The 16,214-nt window shown below is 68.3% G+C and carries 14 protein-coding genes and 3 pseudogenes; 6 read left to right on the forward strand and 11 right to left on the reverse strand.

Features of this window, described 5'->3' with window-relative positions; all coding sequences use genetic code 11:
- Window positions 1-670 precede the first annotated feature (670 nt).
- Window positions 671-916 carry a DUF3761 domain-containing protein gene (locus OG496_RS01235; protein ID WP_405969163.1) on the reverse strand — a complete coding sequence of 82 codons (246 nt, stop codon included), beginning with the start codon at window positions 914-916 and terminating at the stop codon, window positions 671-673.
- 524 nt (window positions 917-1,440) lie between these two features.
- Here OG496_RS01235 and OG496_RS01240 point away from each other — a divergent pair.
- Both OG496_RS01240 and OG496_RS01245 read left to right on the forward strand, forming a co-directional pair.
- Entirely contained in the window at window positions 1,441-2,136 is a 696-nt protein-coding gene (locus OG496_RS01240) for a hypothetical protein (RefSeq protein WP_405976892.1), read from the forward strand.
- 431 nt (window positions 2,137-2,567) lie between these two features.
- Window positions 2,568-3,248: an HNH endonuclease family protein gene (locus OG496_RS01245; RefSeq protein WP_405976535.1), complete on the forward strand. Its 681-nt coding sequence runs from the start codon at window positions 2,568-2,570 to the stop codon at window positions 3,246-3,248.
- A gap of 211 nt (window positions 3,249-3,459) precedes the next feature.
- Here OG496_RS01245 and OG496_RS01250 read toward each other — a convergent pair.
- Window positions 3,460-3,864 (reverse strand): annotated as a pseudogene (locus tag OG496_RS01250) (transposase family protein); the annotation flags it as partial.
- 100 nt (window positions 3,865-3,964) lie between these two features.
- Between OG496_RS01250 and OG496_RS01255 the strand changes: the two are divergent.
- Window positions 3,965-5,467, forward strand: coding sequence for an IS4 family transposase (locus tag OG496_RS01255; RefSeq protein WP_405969164.1), 1,503 nt, complete (start codon window positions 3,965-3,967; stop codon window positions 5,465-5,467).
- Between the two features lie 7 nt (window positions 5,468-5,474).
- On the opposite strand, the pseudogene OG496_RS01260 reads toward OG496_RS01255, so the two are convergent.
- From OG496_RS01260 to OG496_RS01280, 5 genes and pseudogenes are all read right to left on the reverse strand, one after another.
- Window positions 5,475-5,849 (reverse strand): annotated as a pseudogene (locus OG496_RS01260) (transposase family protein); the annotation flags it as partial.
- A gap of 283 nt (window positions 5,850-6,132) precedes the next feature.
- Window positions 6,133-6,447 (reverse strand): hypothetical protein, encoded by a 315-nt coding sequence (locus tag OG496_RS01265; protein WP_362981616.1) that lies wholly within the window; start codon window positions 6,445-6,447, stop codon window positions 6,133-6,135.
- Between the two features lie 8 nt (window positions 6,448-6,455).
- Window positions 6,456-6,965 carry a SigE family RNA polymerase sigma factor gene (locus OG496_RS01270; RefSeq protein ID WP_405969165.1) on the reverse strand — a complete coding sequence of 170 codons (510 nt, stop codon included), beginning with the start codon at window positions 6,963-6,965 and terminating at the stop codon, window positions 6,456-6,458.
- 216 nt (window positions 6,966-7,181) lie between these two features.
- Window positions 7,182-8,720 carry an ISKra4 family transposase gene (locus tag OG496_RS01275; protein WP_405969166.1) on the reverse strand — a complete coding sequence of 513 codons (1,539 nt, stop codon included), beginning with the start codon at window positions 8,718-8,720 and terminating at the stop codon, window positions 7,182-7,184.
- 73 nt (window positions 8,721-8,793) lie between these two features.
- On the reverse strand, window positions 8,794-9,321 hold the full coding sequence (locus OG496_RS01280; protein WP_405969167.1) for a hypothetical protein: 528 nt from the start codon (window positions 9,319-9,321) through the stop codon (window positions 8,794-8,796).
- A 161-nt stretch (window positions 9,322-9,482) separates the two neighbouring features.
- Here OG496_RS01280 and OG496_RS01285 point away from each other — a divergent pair, with 161 nt between their 5' ends.
- The gene (locus OG496_RS01285; RefSeq protein ID WP_405969168.1) at window positions 9,483-9,764 is read left to right on the forward strand and encodes a hypothetical protein; all 282 of its coding nucleotides are present in this window, start codon (window positions 9,483-9,485) and stop codon (window positions 9,762-9,764) included.
- A 251-nt stretch (window positions 9,765-10,015) separates the two neighbouring features.
- On the opposite strand, the gene OG496_RS01290 is transcribed toward OG496_RS01285, so the two are convergent.
- Window positions 10,016-10,549 (reverse strand): VOC family protein, encoded by a 534-nt coding sequence (locus tag OG496_RS01290; protein ID WP_405969169.1) that lies wholly within the window; start codon window positions 10,547-10,549, stop codon window positions 10,016-10,018.
- Window positions 10,550-10,957: 408 nt separating this feature from the next.
- Here OG496_RS01290 and OG496_RS01295 point away from each other — a divergent pair, with 408 nt between their 5' ends.
- Together OG496_RS01295 and OG496_RS01300 are read left to right on the forward strand one after the other, a co-directional pair.
- Window positions 10,958-12,148, forward strand: coding sequence for an IS110 family transposase (locus tag OG496_RS01295; RefSeq protein WP_405969170.1), 1,191 nt, complete (start codon window positions 10,958-10,960; stop codon window positions 12,146-12,148).
- 63 nt (window positions 12,149-12,211) lie between these two features.
- On the forward strand, window positions 12,212-12,493 hold the full coding sequence (locus OG496_RS01300) for a hypothetical protein (protein ID WP_405969171.1): 282 nt from the start codon (window positions 12,212-12,214) through the stop codon (window positions 12,491-12,493).
- 86 nt (window positions 12,494-12,579) lie between these two features.
- Here OG496_RS01300 and OG496_RS01305 read toward each other — a convergent pair whose 3' ends face one another.
- From OG496_RS01305 to OG496_RS01315, 3 genes and pseudogenes are all read right to left on the reverse strand, one after another.
- Window positions 12,580-13,200 carry a restriction endonuclease gene (locus OG496_RS01305; protein ID WP_405969172.1) on the reverse strand — a complete coding sequence of 207 codons (621 nt, stop codon included), beginning with the start codon at window positions 13,198-13,200 and terminating at the stop codon, window positions 12,580-12,582.
- A 670-nt stretch (window positions 13,201-13,870) separates the two neighbouring features.
- Window positions 13,871-15,142 (reverse strand): annotated as a pseudogene (locus OG496_RS01310) (IS256 family transposase).
- A gap of 83 nt (window positions 15,143-15,225) precedes the next feature.
- Window positions 15,226-16,041 (reverse strand): class I SAM-dependent methyltransferase, encoded by an 816-nt coding sequence (locus OG496_RS01315; protein WP_405976536.1) that lies wholly within the window; start codon window positions 16,039-16,041, stop codon window positions 15,226-15,228.
- Window positions 16,042-16,214: the final 173 nt, after the last annotated feature.

Consider the following 16,214-nt stretch of genomic DNA (forward strand, 5'->3'; position numbering starts at 1 on the left):
GTCCGCCCACCCGAACGTTCGTCTTCGCGATTCCTACGATGGCTCGCACCAACGCGGGGCGGGTGGCGGTCGGCGGCCCTCCGGAGCGAGCAGGCCATCACGGACAGGAGCGACCTCTGGCCAGACCATCGACCGGAAAGTTTCCTGATCGCCTCAATTCCATCGGCCGAACGCAGCAACTCCGGAACCCGCACCAGAGCAGACGGGACAGGACCACCCCGTACCCCTCCGGCTGAACCGGCCATTCTCCAGGGGGACTCAGTCCGTGTCCTACGTGGTGAGGCGGACGAACCGTTTGTAGCAGCAGAGGGCGGCGGCGAGACCGAGGAAGGCCGGTTGAGCAGACCGGCGGACCCGGCAGTTCGCGCGCGTTGCGGATTCGTCCTACGACGCCGCTGTCGCCGCCGGGCCAGCAGTTTTAGCGGACGGTTACTTCGTCCAGCCGATCGTGCCCGGTCAGCCACCATCACCTGCATAGGCAGCGCTGCCTCGGGTAACAGTCGTCGCCCGATCGTCGCCACAGGGCACTGAGGCCGCCCGGGTTGCCCGACGGCCCGGCTCGTCATTCTTCGATCAAGACGCCCCCCGCTGTTGATCAGGAACAACAGCGGGGGCGATGCAGTGCAAGCCGCTGCCCGGAGTATTTCCGGGCAGCGGCGCCGTGTGCTGTCTACCGGTACCAGTACTTGACGCCCCGGTGGTGCGAGCACGTCCCTCGGGCGTGGGCACTGTAGGAGTACGAGCCGTCCTTGCACTTCGCGGTAGCACCGCGCGGATGCGGCGAGTTCGCCTTGCAGATACCCGTCGTGTGCCGCGCGCACGACGCGGCCGCCGCATCGGTCGCCACGGCTACCGGCACCAGCAACGCCCACGCCATCACTGCCGCCGCAACCGCGCCCCGGACTTTCGTCAACATGATCTGCCCCTCTGGTTGGTTCGGAGAGGCGAGCATGCATCCGCCAACCGCAGCATCCCGGCAGACCGGGCCGGCTGTCACGTGCCAGTGACCGGCGTAGCAAGGCCGTCACCCTGGGTTCGAAGGATGCGAACTGGCGGGCGACGCGCGGCTGTGCGCGCTGCCGCAACTGCTGGGCGAGCCGCTCACCGCGCACGGTGGATCACTCCTGCACGCGGATGCCGATCAGGATCCCCAGCAGTCCGATCACGCCGGTCGCGATGGATAACTGGCTGTGACGTTGTTCAACGGCCCCGGCATGTTGGCCTCCAGCGGCCCCGGGAAACGGGTCGCGTAGACGCATTGAGGAGTAGTGACGGGTTGAAGTGGCCCCACCTCTGCTCTTGCAGTGAGACGGTTCTTGGGCTGTCCGGTAGGAGCGGTGCTGTCGAGATCGGCTCCGAGTCATTCCGTTTGGCTGGCACCGAGGTGAGTGGGCGCAACCCTCCTTGGCTGTTCCGAGTCGAACCTCCCAGGGAGGCGCGATGGTCGGCAGGACTTGGGAAGCTGGGCGACGGGCGTGGGGGCTGGCGGCCTTGGCGCTGCTCCTCGTCCTCGGCGGAGCTGCCGTGCTCGCGGTGCCTTATCGCCACAGCCTTTCCACCGTGCGCGCCTACGAGGCCGCACCGAGAACCCTGGGCATCCCTGCCGTGGTCAAGAAGCTGGAGGACTCCTCCAACGGTCATGGCGGCGACTACTGGTTGGAGGTCGCGGGTCCCTCGTCGGTATCCGGCAGGATCAGCCTCGACAACTCCGGCCCCGTGCTGTCGAGGCTGCGGAAGGGCGCCCGCATTGGGGTGGTCGTCTGGCACGGCCGCCGCACCGACATCACCTTCGACGGGCGCGTTCAGCAGACAGTTGAGGCGCCGACGACGAATCCGGGTCTCTACCTGGGATCCGGCCTGAGCATGTTGGCCGGCGGGGTGCTCGCGTTGTACACCGTCCTTTGGCTGCGCCGTGGGACGCGTGAGCCGGCCCGGCGCCGCGCCGCGGATGGGCTCCCGCTCACCGGCAAGATGATCGTCGGAGCCTGCGTGGTCACCGTCGTCTCCGGCATCGTCACTTCCGGCGAACACGAGAGCGACCCGCTCGAATTCGTCGGCATCTGGCTGGTCCTCGCCCTCGTCAGCCTCGCCGTGTGGGCGGTGAAGCATCGGATCCGGAACCGACGGTCCGGCTGATGGTCCCAGCGCAAGTCAATCCCCGGGGCCACTTGAAGACGTCCACTCAGCACCGAATATTCACCAACTGGGTCCGCTGAAGGCCAACATGCCGGGGCCGTTGAACAACGTCACAGCCAGGATGAGGCCAGTTCCTCATATCGCCCCATTTCTGGGTGAGTTGGGCGATCAGGCAGCGAACCCGCGGCCGGGGGTTCGGGTGGGGCTGCCAGGAGTCCGGGGCGTACTGCTTGATCGGGCCATCATCCAGTCGGGGCCGATCGCCGTCGCCGTCGCCCTCGCCGGCTGAACGCGGCTCCGGCCCGCCGCAACGGGGAGTGCGGCGGGTCGGTACCCGTCGTCACCCTGCAACAGCTCCGCGCCTGTTGCTCCGGCCCGCTACGGAGATCACAGCCCTGTCAGTGATCTCCGGAAGGATCCTCGTGCACCCGATCCGCACGGCACGCTCCGCGGCAGCCGTCCTGTCCGTCCTCACCGCCCTGCTCTCCCCCGCCGCAGCCCACGCCGCCGCGGCCGACCATCACGCTGCTCCCGGTGACAGTGTGACACTGCCGGTCCGCGATGCCCTGGCCGCGCTTCCCCTCCAGACCGAGAACCGTACCGGCTACGAGCGCACCAAGTTCAAGCACTGGACCGACGCGGACCGCGACGGATGCAACACCCGCATGGAAGTCCTCAAGGCGGAGGCGGTCACCGCCCCGGTCCAGGGCCCCAACTGGGTGTTGACCGGCGGCAGTTGGTACTCGCCGTACGACGACCGCTACCTCGACAGCGCGAGCAAGCTGGACGTCGACCATCTCGTTCCGCTCGCCGAGGCCTGGGACTCCGGCGCCTCCCAATGGACCGCGAAGGAAAGGGAGTTGTACGCCAACGACCTGGACAACGCCCGCGACCTGATCGCCGTGTCCGCGGCCAGCAACCGGTCCAAATCGGACAAGGACCCCGGCGAGTGGCTGCCTCCGTACGTGGGCTACCGGTGCCAATACGACACCGACTGGATCGCCGACAAGACGCGCTGGAGCCTGAGCATCGACGCCACCGAACGCGACGCACTCACACAGCAGCTCACCGGCTGCCCCGACCGGCCGATCAACGTCACCCTCGCCCGCTGAACGGGCGGCCGGGTCCGCCGCTACGGGGGAAAGCAGCGGGCCGGAACCACCTTCCTGTCCCACCAGTACGGCGCGACGTATGAAGGCGACGGCGGTGAATCATCTGGAGGAGACCCCGGAGAAGGTCATCGCCAAGGCCATGGTGGAAGTGGAGAAGCACAGTTCCTGACCTCCCGAAGCATCAGAACCCGGCAGCCATGACTGAGCCTCTTCAGCGTTGCCGCTCCAGGGTGAGAATGGCTTTGGCGATTGACGTCATGCGGTTGGGGCTGCAGCGGGACCTGCGGAAGATCCGCCAGGACTTCAGGCAGGCCACGCCGCGCTCAACCGGTGCCCGTGCCGCGGCCAGAGCCCGGTTGACGGTCTTCTCGGTAGGGGTGAGTTCCCGCAGGGGCCTGCGTTTGATGCCCGTGGTCAGCCAGGGGCCACCGCCCTGGTAGGCGAGATCGGCCAGGATGGGGACGCCCTGGCGCTCGCAGATGCGGATGATCCGGTGGGTGCGGGCGGCGGTCAGGTCGTGGGAGCGGCCCGGCAGCGCGGGCGAGAGCCACAGCAGCCGGCCGTCCGGATCGGTGACTACCTGCACGTTCACCCCGTGCCGGCGGTGCTTGTGGCAACGCCGGTAAGTTACGGGCCCGTCAGAGTCCTTGACGTGACAACAGAGCCCCTGTGTCGACTGGTTTCGACCAAGAAATCCGCCGACCGCGGAGGCCCTGTTGCCCACCCATGCTCCTGCTGCAGAATCCTTTTCCGCAAGCCGACCACGCGCTTCCCGGCACGCACCAGTCGCCGGGCAACTGACGCTGGGAGCCGTCACCGAGATTGTCCCGCCGGCCCTGATCGACGAGGTGATCACCCGGTGCGGCCGCCGGGAGCGTCGCATCCGCATGCTGCCGGCCCGGGTGACTCTGTATCTGGTGCTCGGGTTGTGGCTGTATCCGAGCGTCGGCTACCGGGAAGTACTGCGCATGCTGTTCGAGCAGTTGCACCACCGTGCGGGCACCCGCCACCTGCGGGTGCCCAGTGCGCCGGCGGCGGTGCAGGCGCGTCGCCGCCTTGGCCGTGAGCCCTTGAAGTCACTGTTCCTGCTTTTACGGGGTGCTCACTGCGGACCGGAAGATCCCGGCGCGACCGCGTTCGGGCACGATCTGGCTCTGCTGACGACCGCCGTGGACGGCACGACCCTCGATGTCCCGGACACCGTGCCCAACCGCGCCGCGTTCGGCGCGGCTCCCGGCCGCAGCAACAAGGATCCGGGCCGCTGCCCGCAGATCCGCGTGCTGACCCTGATCGCGTGCGGCACCCGGGCCATCCTCGACGCGGCATGGGGCGGCCGCTCGACCAGCGAGGGAGCGCTGCTGCGCAAGCTGGTGCACGGCGGGTGTCTGCGCGCGGGCATGCTGGTCCTGGCGGACCGGTACTTCTCCGGGTCCGCGCACGTCGCGACCGTCCGGGCCACCGGCGCCGATCTGATCATCCGGGCCATCGCCAACCGTCGGCTGCCGGTCCTGCGCCGCCTGCCCGACGGCTCGTACCTCTCTCATCTGCCGGCCGCCAACCAGATCACTCCCGACCTGATCGCCAGGGCCCGGGCCAAAGGCGTGCGCCCCCAGCGACGCGGAGTGCGCGCCCGGCAGGACGCGGGCATGCCCATCCGCGTCATCCAGGCCGATATCACCGTCGTCCCCGAGCACGGCGAGTCCCGCAGCGAGTCCTACCTGCTGATCACCACCCTCTTCGACCACGTCACAGCCCCGGCGCTACAGATCGTGAAGCTGTACGCGGAGCGCTGGGAAGCCGAGACCGGCTATGCCGATCTGAAGATCCACCTGAGCGGGATGCGGAACGTGCTGCGCTCAGCAGAACCCAACGGCGTCGCCCAGGAGTTGTACGCGCTGCTCATCGTCTACCAGATCGTGCAGATCATCCGGGCCCGCGCAGCACGCGAGAACCCCGAGGACACCCCTGCGGACCCGGACCGCATCTCCTTCACCGTCACGCTCCGCGCGCTCGTGCGCAGCGTCGGCCGCGGCACCCCGCCAGCACTCCTCGACGTCTTCCACGAGATCTGGTCCAGCCCCCGCCTGGAACGCCGGGGACGCACCAAGACCCGCGAACGCAAAGGCACTCTCGCCTACGCCCGGGCCGTAAGCAGAACGCCGTTGAGCAGGGCGGAGTACAAGATCACCATTCAGGCGCCGCAGCCAACGGGCCCGTAACTTACCGGCGTTGGTGCTTGCCCCAATAGAAGGGTCGGTCGGCGGCGATCCGGTCGATCGGCAGCAGTGTCCCGTCCAGCAGGACGAACGCCTTCATCGACGCCGCCCGAACCACCTCGGCGAGCGTCGGGGCGAGGCCGGCCAGGATCTCAACCTCCTCGGTGACGTAGCGGTAGGCAGTGGTGGTGCCGACGCCGAACCCGGCCGCGAGCTGGACATACGGATGACCGTTGCGGAGATGGGCGAGGGCGAGCAGGGCCTGCCGACCTGCGCTCAGGCGCCGCCATCGGGTGCCGAGACCACGGTGGTGTTCCCGCAGGCGGGCGGAGAGGAACCGGAGGGCAGAACTGGACACGTCCAGCCCGGACGGGTACACGAGCATATGAAGCCTCTGGTAGAGACTGAATTCTTGGTCGAAAACCCATTTACCAGGAGCTTCAACCCTATGTCAGGCCGACTGGCGAACTGCCGAAGCAGGCTGGAAGCCCTCGTTGACCACCGGTCCGGAGTCCAGCCAAGGTGAGGCCAGAAGCTGCAACAGAGATGATCTTGAGGCTGTGGCGGTCACCTGGTACAGGTCCCAGTCGCGTGCGGAAGTGGAACTCGGAGGCAGTGTGGATCTACCTGGACCCCACAGCCTGATGCCGGGGCGGCCCCGGCGACTGTCAGTCTCCGGAGGGAAGGGGCTCTGCTGCCGTGCGAGCGGGTTCGGGTGTGTGAGGCGTCGGGTGGGCGGTGCTGGCGGGGGCCAGGGGCACCGGAGCCCGTTCGCCGCCCAGCCAGGACAGGTTGACGGCCACGGCGGCCATGGAGGCCACGACAATCAGTGCGCCGGCTGTGGCGAGCGCAACTCGTCGGCGGCGGATCCGGAAGCCGCCGACGACGGCCGCGTCGATAACGCTGGGTAGCGCCGGCTCCGGCTCGGCGCTGAGGACTGCCTGGAAGGCGGCGTGCAGAGCGTCGTTCTCGTGCTCATTCATGGCCGGTTTCACCTCCTGGTCCCTTCACTGTCAAGGCCTTCGACGATCTCGCGCAGCCGGGCGAGCCCGCGGGCGCTCTGGCTCTTTACCGTTCCCGGACTCACCCGCAGTGCGTGCGCGGTCTGCTCAACGGACCAGTCCTCCCAGAATCGCAGGACCAACACGGCCCGGTAGCGGGGCGCCAGCTCCATCAGGGCTTCTTGCATCATCAATCGCAACTCCGGTGCGCCGGACAGGCCCGAGGGAAGATCGGGTGGCTCGCTCACCGGCTCCTCACGCCAGCCTCTCTTGCGCCACTGGTCGATGAAGGTGCGGGTGAGGATGGTGCGAGCGTAGGCATCCGCATTGCCGTCCCGGCTGACCCGTCCCCAGGCCGCGTACAACTTCATCAAAGTCGTCTGGGTCAGGTCCTGTGCCTGATGCCAGTCACCGCAGAGCAGGTAGGCGCTGCGTCGGAGCTGCGCCTGCCGCGCCTCGGCAAATTCCCGGAACTCTCGTTCCCGGGCCGTGTCCCTCACTCTTTGCCGGCCTCTCCCTTGCACACCACTCCATCTGTCATACATACGGGGAGTGGCCCTCTGGGGTTGCACGGTGCGGGCAGGAGAATTTTCCCGCCGCACCGTGCAACCTGACCGCCGCCCGACTCCGTACCTCTCTCCCGAAAGGGCTTCCATGCACAGGTGGGAGTCCGGCGATCCGAGGAGGGTGCGGATCCTCTGAAGTGACGGTCGGGATCAAGCCGTGAGGCTGTACTTGTGCTGGTCGGGGCTGGGGTAGAGGCGTTGGTGTTCACGGGCCGTGTGGAAGACCCAGTAGCTCTCGAAGTCGCCGTTCGTGATCAGTGCGCGGAGTCGGAGGACGGCTTCGGCACCGTCAAGGCCCCAGCGGGCGCCGGTGATGTCGAGGCGGTCGCCGATCAGGTGGCGGCATGCGCCTTCGACGGCGCCGGTGGCGATCGGCCAGCCGGCCGCGAGGGCGGTGTCGTAGTGAAGCTGATCGAGGTGGCCGGCGAGGTAACGGTGGCAGATGGTAACTGCCTCGCGGCGGGCGGCAGGAAGCCGTTCGGCTGCAGCCTGGGCGGTCATCTCGGTGGCGGCGCGCTCGGCGTGTCCGGCGAGGATCGCGGTGAGTTTGTCCGCGGCCCAGGTCTCGGCCTCGCGGCTGCCGGGCGGATGGAAAGCATGCGCCGCTGTCCAGCAGTACTCCGCGACATGGACGAAGTCGAGCAGGACGTTGAGGCGGATGCCGCGGCGGGCGGCTTCGGCTTGGATCAGGTCGAGTTGGTGGCGGGCGCCGTCAACGAGCACGATCCAGTCCCGCAGATGCTGCGGATCGCGGGCCTCGGCCTGGTCGAAGGCGTCGGCGACGACCCGTTCTGGGGGACGGATCACTGAGGCGGTGCACCATTTGTGCTGTGCTGTCGGGCCCGGCCGTGCGGGCCGGGCCTGGCTGCGGCCGCCGGGCGGATGAACGATGTCGTGCGGCCGACGCGGGGCGGGCGCGATGTCGAAGATGCAGGCCACGGTCGCCATGCGCTTGCGGTTGGGTTTCTCCCCCGGAGCCAGGCGTCCGCGCCGTCCGGCCGCCGCGGTCTTGGCCGCGGCCCGGCGGGTGGCTTCGCGTAGTGCTTCGGGCCGCATCACCACACCCTTGCCGTCGACCTGGATGACCAGCGGCATCTCGCGGGTGCACGGGGTGGGGATCCTCACCGTGTAGTAGGCGGCGATGTCGACGGCGGCAGCGACCACCAGCTCTTTGAGACGGCGCTTGCCGAGCACTCTTCCGCACCGTCGCTCGATCGCGGCCTGGGCCTGGTCGAACGAGCCGCGAACCGCCTCCAGAACCGCGAGGCGGGCAAGCCCGCGGGAGTGCCGGCCGGCGGGGAGCGACAGGTCCGCATCCGCCGGGTGCACGTTGGACACGCCCCGGCCGCGATAGGCGATCCTGTTCACCCGGACCGGCCCGAACACGCAGGTCAGCCAGCGGGGGTGGTTGCTCTCCCGCCAGGTCCGCGGCTGTCCTTCCGGCCCGCGCACCGCCGGTTGCCCTGCGTTGATGCGGGCCGCGGCTTCTTCCGTCCTCGCCCGCAGGTCGAGGTGATCCTGCATCAACTGCCGCAGCAACTCGCGTCCTTGCTGTTCGAGCAGTTCCTCCAGCTCGTCATGGGCCATACCCCGCGCCGGGGCGCCGGCCAGCGTCGAGACGAGGCGTTCGAAGGCACCACGGGAGGCGGCATACGCGTCAGGCCCGGATAAGGCGTCATAGGGTTCCATCTGGGGCTCTTCTTCGGCTCTTCTGCGATTCGTTTGGTTGGCACCTTCGAATCTACGGAGAAGAGCCCCTTGGTCACCGGGAGTTGACCCGGCCGGCGTCCCCGTCATGGCGGGCGAGGGTGAACCGTCCCGGCGCGTCCTCGTCCAGCCAGCCCCGCTCCACCAGACGCTTCAGCTTCCCCCGGGTCCCCTCGATCTTCGCCGTCGTGGCCTCCAGCCCGATCCGCGGCACGATCTGCTTGGCCTGCAACGGACCTGGAGCATCAGCGACGATCTCCACGATGTCCCGGTACACGTCCGGCAGCACTTGAACGACCAGGCCCTCCCGCCACGGCGGCACCGCCATCACCCCGATGCCGTGAGGCGCCGGCGCTTCCTTGGGCTCCGGCCCATCGGCCGCCTCTACTTCCGGCGCTGCCTGGGCGGCCGACAACTCCGCCAGCACCTGCGCGACGGTCTCCCGCGTGATCTCCAACCGCGACAGATCCACCCGGGCCCTCTCCAGCCGCACGGCCAACTCCGCAGCTTCGGCCTGGAGTTCTTCCACCCGCTGTCGAGCCGCGGCCTCCCGCGCCTGGAGCTCTTCCGGCAACGACACCATGGCGCCCACCTCCACCTCGCCACGGTAGGAGTACGACGGCACCGCTCACACGTCAATCAGCGTCTTCCCAGCTCAGCTGTCCCTCGAAAGGATCCGCACCCATCCGAGGAAGAGGCACACCGTTGTCGAAGCACCGCAAGTTCTCGCATAACCGCCGCGCTATGTTCAGCGTGGCCGCCGGAACCGTTCTGGCCGCCGCGGGGATGGTCAGCGTCGCCAGCGCCGCGACCCCGGCCACTCACGCGAACCCGGTCCCGGCCACTCAGGCGGACTCGGTTGCCGCCACTCACGCGGACCCGGTCCCGGCCACTCAGGCGGACCCGGTTGCGGCCACCCACGCGGACCCCGTTGCGGCCACCCACGCAAAGCCGGTCCACGCCAAGTCTGTCGCCGAACCCCTCTCGTCGCTGAGCGCGGCCGAGCGGGCGAACGCGGTGGGCTGAGCCCCACCCCGAGGAGTACGCACGCCTCCCCGAGAGCCTCGGGCCTTTACCCGGTGCGGGAGGCGTGCTGCTCCGCACGACCCGCCGTGGACCTCATTGCCCCTCGGAGGGGTAGCAACGTGCCCTGGATGAAGATCGGGCGCCCCTGTGGCGTGTCCTGGGAACGGTTCCTCTCTGACATCCCCGTTGCGGCTTTTGGCTTTACCTTGGCTGGACCCCGGTCTGGCCTATGCGAATCTCGACATCATGAGTCAGCCGGTTGTCTTGACGGGCGCGCTGCTGCGTCCGTGGGGCCGACCACTGAGCTCGGCGTCGAGCGTCTCCTGAGCCACGCGCATGGACTCGACGTATACGGGGGCCAGCAGCCTCTTCCACATGCAGTCCTCGGAGACGTCCTCAACGCGGCTGACCACCCACCAGATGTTGCCGAAGGGGTCCCTGATACGCCCTCCGCGCTGTCCGGAGGCGTCGTCGGCCAGGGAAGTGACGACGTGGCCACCATCTGCGACAGCTCGTGAGAACGCCTCCTCCGCGTCGGCGACGAACACACGCAGCAGGCTCGGCATGGTGGGCCAGTCCGTGCGTCGGTCGAAGGCCAACACCACGGTGTCGCCGACGCGGATCTCACCGTGACCGACCACGCCGTCCTCGGTCGATACCCGCCCGAACTCCTCACCCCCGAACGCCTGGTCTACGAAGTCGAGGAAAGCCCCCGTGCCGTCGGTGACGACCCAGGGCGCAACGGTGGTGTAGCCCTCCGGCGCGGCGCTGGTCTGCTCGATCATCGCGGTTCTTTCGCTGATGTTGATTGCCAGAGGCGATGGTAGGCAGCAAATAGGTCTGTTTCTGTCCTAGACATCGGCGCACTTGGGTTGCAACCGGTCCTACCTCACCTCTACTCCCGCTACTCTCGCCACGTCTTCGCCCTCCACCCGGCCACGTCAGCCTGAGGTTGGAAAAGGCTCCCTACGTTGTTCTGCGGGACGCGGTGAGCCCTTCGTATGGTTGACCCGCCCAGGGGTGCCGGGTGTGGTTCAAAAGGCTCTGCCACTTGTGGCTCTCAGTGATTGGCCGCCCGGTGCCCCACGACGACTCGGCTGCCAATTAGGAATTGCGAATGATCGCTGAGTAGGGAATCGACAGCGAGGTCGTCCGTCGGGAGGCTCAAGCACCACCCCTCACGGAGGCACCACATGGCCGCGATCTGGGCCGGCATCGACGCAGGCAAGACCCATCACCACTGCGTCGCGATCGACGAGAGCGGCCACCGGCTGCTGTCCCGACGCGTCGCCAACGACGAACCCGAACTCCTCGAACTACTCGCTGACGTCCTGACTCTGGGCGACGAGGTGTCCTGGGGCATCGATCTGGCCGACGGCGGGGCCGCCCTGGCCATCACGATCCTCGTCAACCATGACCAGCAGGTGCACTACATCTCCGGCCGGGCGATCCACCGCGCCGCCGAAAGCTACCGCGGCGAAGGCAAAACCGACGCCAAGGACGCCGCCGTCATCGCCGACCAGGTCCGCATCCGCCGCGACCTGCACCCCTTACGCACCGGCGACGAGACGGTCACCGACCTCAAGATCCTCACCGGCCGCCGCATGGACCTGGTCGCCGACCGCACCCGCACCGTCAACCGGCTCCGCGCCCGGCTCACCGGCATCTTTCCCGGCCTGGAGCGGGCCCTCGACCTGACCAACACCGGCCCGCTCATGCTGCTGACCGGCTACCAGACCCCGGCCTCCCTCCGCCGAATCGGCGTGAAACGGCTGGAGACCTGGCTGCGCAACCGCAAGGTCCTGCGCGCTGACCGGCTCGCCGAGACAGCTTGGGAGGCCGCCGGGCGCCAGCACACAAGCCTGCCCGGCGAGAAACTGACCGCCCAACTTGTGCACACACTGGCGACGGAGGTGATGGCCCTCAACCAGCAGGTCGCCGAGCTCGACAAGGCAATAGAGGCCCGGTTTCGCGAACATCGGGACTTCGAAGTGATCACCAGCATGCCCGGCCTGGGCGTGATCCTCGGTGCCGAGTTCCTGGCCGCGACCGGCGGCGACATGGCCTTCTTCGGTACTGCTGACCGCCTCGCCGGCTTCGGCGGCGTCGCTCCCGTTCCCCGCGACTCCGGGAAGATCAGCGGCAACCTCCGCCGCCCACGACGCTACAACCGCCGACTCCAACGCGTCTTCTACATCTCCGCGTTGTTCAGCATCCGAAACTGCGAGGACTCCCGCCGGTTCTACGACCGCAAACGCTCCGAGGGCAAGCGTCACATCCAGGCCGTCCTGGCCCTGGCCCGCCGCCGCGTCAACGTCCTCTGGGCGCTCCTCCGCGACGGACGGACCTACGAGGCCGTGCCACCCACCGCTCACGCGGCTTGACAGACAGCATTAGGAATCAATGAAGCCGCCGGCGAGTTTGACTTCTCAGCCGAACGGCAAGCCATGTCCAACAGCACCACGGCCCTGTTTGTGGGCGACGCTACCAAGCCGAGGCGCATACCCGCGGCCATGGTGCCGCCCACGCCCCACCCCGACTCAGAGCGTTGTGGCCAACCGAACCGCAGCTCGGAGAGCTGCGGTTCGGTTGGCCACAACGCTCTCACGCTCCCGGTATTGACTGCCGCCGACGTGCTGCACGTCCACGTCGGGATCTATCACGTGATGTACGAGATCAACGATCAGCAGATCCGCGTCGGCGTGATCCATCTACGACGCGTGCTATGAACGATGACATGCCGAAGGGGTGGCCCCCAGTGTGAGGCCCCCCTTCGGCGTTGCGGGGTGCTGGTGAGGAAGAAGCGCGTGCGGACTCAGGCGGGCGAGCGCCGCATCGTGCCGTCTCCGCGCCCGTTCAGCGGGATCAGCGTCTCCAGAGGGGCCCCCTTTACCCACGACCCGAGCAGGTCCCGATGCATGGCCACGATGTCCTGACGCACCGCCAGGCCGAGCGCGGCTTTTGTGAACGTGCGGCAGGTGGTGACGAACAGGGCGACGTCCGCGCCGTGTTCGAGGCGGGCGGTGCCGACGAACTTCTGCATGTCCTGCGAGGAAACGCTGCGGTGCGGCGCGTATTTCTTGCATTGTGCGACCAGTTTGCGGCCGTCGGCGAGATAGCCGACGACGTCGGCGCCCAAGTCGCCGCTCCTGCCGCTGACGACGACCTGCGTGCAGCCGTCCCGGCGGCACAACTCGGCGACGTAATGCTCGAAATCCTGCCAGGACAGTGCGTCAACCTCGGTCATCGACAGTTCCCGCGCCTTCGCCTCCTCCTGCACGCGCCACCGCTGGTCCTGGCCGACCGCAAGGCGGTGAGCTCGCCACAGTCCCCAGCCGGCCCCGCCCACCACGGACATGGCGAGCACCGTCACAAGGACGGGCCACACCGCCGCCCAGTTCCCGGCCACCCAGATCGCAGCGGCCGCCGCAGCCACGGCGCCCCACCCAAGTAGCTGCCTGCGCGTCCGCTTCTTCAAGCGTCGGCGCCGTCGTCGTGCTGCCATCACTCCCCCTGATCTCCCCGCCCGTGAACTGCAGTGTCAAAAACCCTGTTCAGCCCCGGCAAGAGGTCCTCACGCCGAGACCGCCGTGCTCACCGGTCGAACCGGATCGGGTACGAGACCGTCGGCCGCGGCACGGGCTTCGGGTCGTTCCAGCCCTCGAAGTGCACTGGGTAGGTGGCCGTCGATCGCGGCCGGGGCACCGGCCCCGAACTTCCGCCGCCAGATGCACCGGCCGTCCCGCCATAGCCCGCGACCGCGATCCCCAGCAGAACCAGGACCGACAAATCCCGCCGCGCTCCAGGCGCCCACCGGAAGTACCGGCGCACCTTCGTGCCGCCGCGCTCATGCTCCTCGACCCACGGCATACCTGCTGCTCCCCCAGATCGCCACGCCGGCCTGCTCGAACCAGGACATCACCCGACACTGACAAGCCGTCACGAGTCGACCGCCAGAAGCGATGTAATCCGGCCGCAAGCAAGTCCAGCGCACCGCTACCGGACAGCAACGACCAGGCACTCTCTCTGACGCGGCGTATCGAATCAGCTGAACTCATCCGCCGGGAGGGTCTGTAAAGCGAGCGGTGTAACTGGGGTTGGTGTGGCTAGAGTTGGCCTGCGGTGAGGCGGCCGTCGAAGGCCAGGTCGAAGGCGCTCATGGCGCCCTTCCAGCGCATGGTCCAGCGTTTGCGGCCGGCGCCGGTCGGGTCGAGGCTCATGACCGCCATGTAGACGCACTTGAGGGCGGCCTGCTCCGTGGGGAAGCGGCCGCGGGACCGGACTGCCTTGCGGATACGGGCGTTGACGCTCTCGATGCTGTTCGTCGTGCATACGATGCGGCGTATTTCCGCGTCCAACTGCAGGAAAGGCGTGAACTCGGGCCAGCTGGACTCCCAGAGTCGGACGATCGCCGGGTACTTCTTGCCCCAGGTCTCGGCACATTCCAGGAACCTGGTCGTGGCCGCGTCCTCGGCCGGCGCGGTGCAGACGGGCTTGAGCACCTTCGCGATCTTGTCCCAGTCCTGCCGGGCCGCGTAACGGAATGACGCCCGCAAGAGGTGAACCACACACGTTTGCACCACAGTTCGGGGCCAGACCTCGCCGACCGCGTCGGGCAGCCCCTTCAACCCGTCGCAGACCAGCATGAGGACGTCTTCGACGCCCCTGTTCTTGAGCTCGGAGAGCACCCGCAGCCAGTGTTTCGCGCCTTCGCCGCCGTCGCCGGCCCACAGGCCGAGGATGTCGCGGTGCCCCTCGGCGGTGACCGCCAGAGCCACATAGATCGGCCTGTTCGCCACCTGGCCATCGCGAATCCTGACGTTGACAGCGTCAATGAAGACGACCGGCTAGACGCGGTCGAGCGGCCGGTTCTGCCCTTCGGCCATGCCGTCCATCACCTTGTCGGTGATCGTGCTGATGGTCGTCCTGGACACGTCCGCGCCGTAGACCTCGGCCAGGTGTGCGGAGATCTCCCCGTGCGTGAGGCCCTTCGCGGACAGCGAGAGCACCATCTCGTCCACGCCGGCCAGCCGGCGCTGCCGCTTCTTGACGATGGCCGGCTCGAAGGAGCCCTCCCGGTCGCGGGGCACGTCGATCCCGACCGGCCCGATGTCCGTCAGCACCGTCTTGGACCGGGTGCCGTTGCGGGAGTTGCCGCCGTCCTTGCCCGCCGGGTCGTGCTTGTCATAGCCGAGATGGCCGGTGATCTCGCCTTCCAGGGCGGACTCAAGAACCACCTTGGTCAACTGCTGCAGCAAACCTCCCTCGCCGGTCAGCTGCAGCCCCTTGCTCCGGGCCTGCTCGACGAGCTGGTCGATCAGTTTCTGCTCGACCGTCGCGGCCTCCGGCGAGGGATCCGCCTGGTCATCGGCGTCCACGAACTCGGTCACGGTGTCAGGCACTTGATGTCTCTTCCATGATCATCAATTACACCGGTGAGCGTACAGACCCCCGGGACGCTCTACCCGCGGACCGCCGAGATCAGCCCTCCGGGCCGCTCCTCGCGCTGCGGCGGGGTGCTGATCGGGCGACCGTAGGCGGCAGCGCGCTCGCGCAGGGTGTGGCTGTCGGCCTCCCAGCCGTGCCCGGCCAGCCAGCCCACCGGGTCCTCGGGCATCTCCGAGACCCACATGGACGCCGCCGATCCCGGCACGGCGTCCGCGCCGAAGCGCTCGATCACGCCGCGCGAGCCCAACGTCAGCCCCATCCGACTGCCTGCCGCCGACTGCGCGCTGATCCGGGCCAGCAGCAGCTCCACCGCGTCCGCGGGCAGATAGATCAGCAGTCCTTCGGCGATCCACGCGGTCGGCACCGCCGGATCGTGCCCTGCGGCGGCCAGCGCGCCTGGCCAGTCCTCACGCAGATCCACCGCGGCGGTGATCCGCTCGCAGCGTGCGACGGCCCGCTCCTGGCGGAGCACCGAAGCCTTGAAGTCCAGCGGCGCGGCGGTGTCGACCTCGAACAGCCGGGTGCCCTCGGGCCAGTCCATCCGGAAGGCCCGGCTGTCCATGCCGGCGCCGAGCAGCACGACCTGCCGGACCCCGGACGCGGAGGCCTGCTGCAACAGGTCGTCGAGGAACTTCGTCCTGATGACGATGGAGAACGACACGGCCAGCCGACGGCGTCGCGCGGCCTCGTCATCGGGCAGCGGCGGCGAGGAGGGCCACATGCCTCCGGCGGTGGCGAAGGCCTGTGCCAGCGGGTCGCGGAACAGCGCGTTCTCCCGCTCGGTCTCCAGCGCCCGCACCCTGGCCACCCCCACCGCCGTGGCCCACACTCCCAACGGCTGCACCCGCTCCTGCTCATCAGTCACCGCGCCAGCCTAGAAGATCGATTCCAAGGGGCCTGATGAGGGGAGCCGGCTTCATGCGCGACCAGCCAGTCATGCGCACACTGACCGCCTACAACCACTGAAACCACCATTGGGCGAGCGAAGATCAACAGTCGCCC

Source organism: Streptomyces sp. NBC_00988 (assembly GCF_045162645.1).
In the GTDB taxonomy this organism is placed as follows: domain Bacteria; phylum Actinomycetota; class Actinomycetes; order Streptomycetales; family Streptomycetaceae; genus Streptomyces.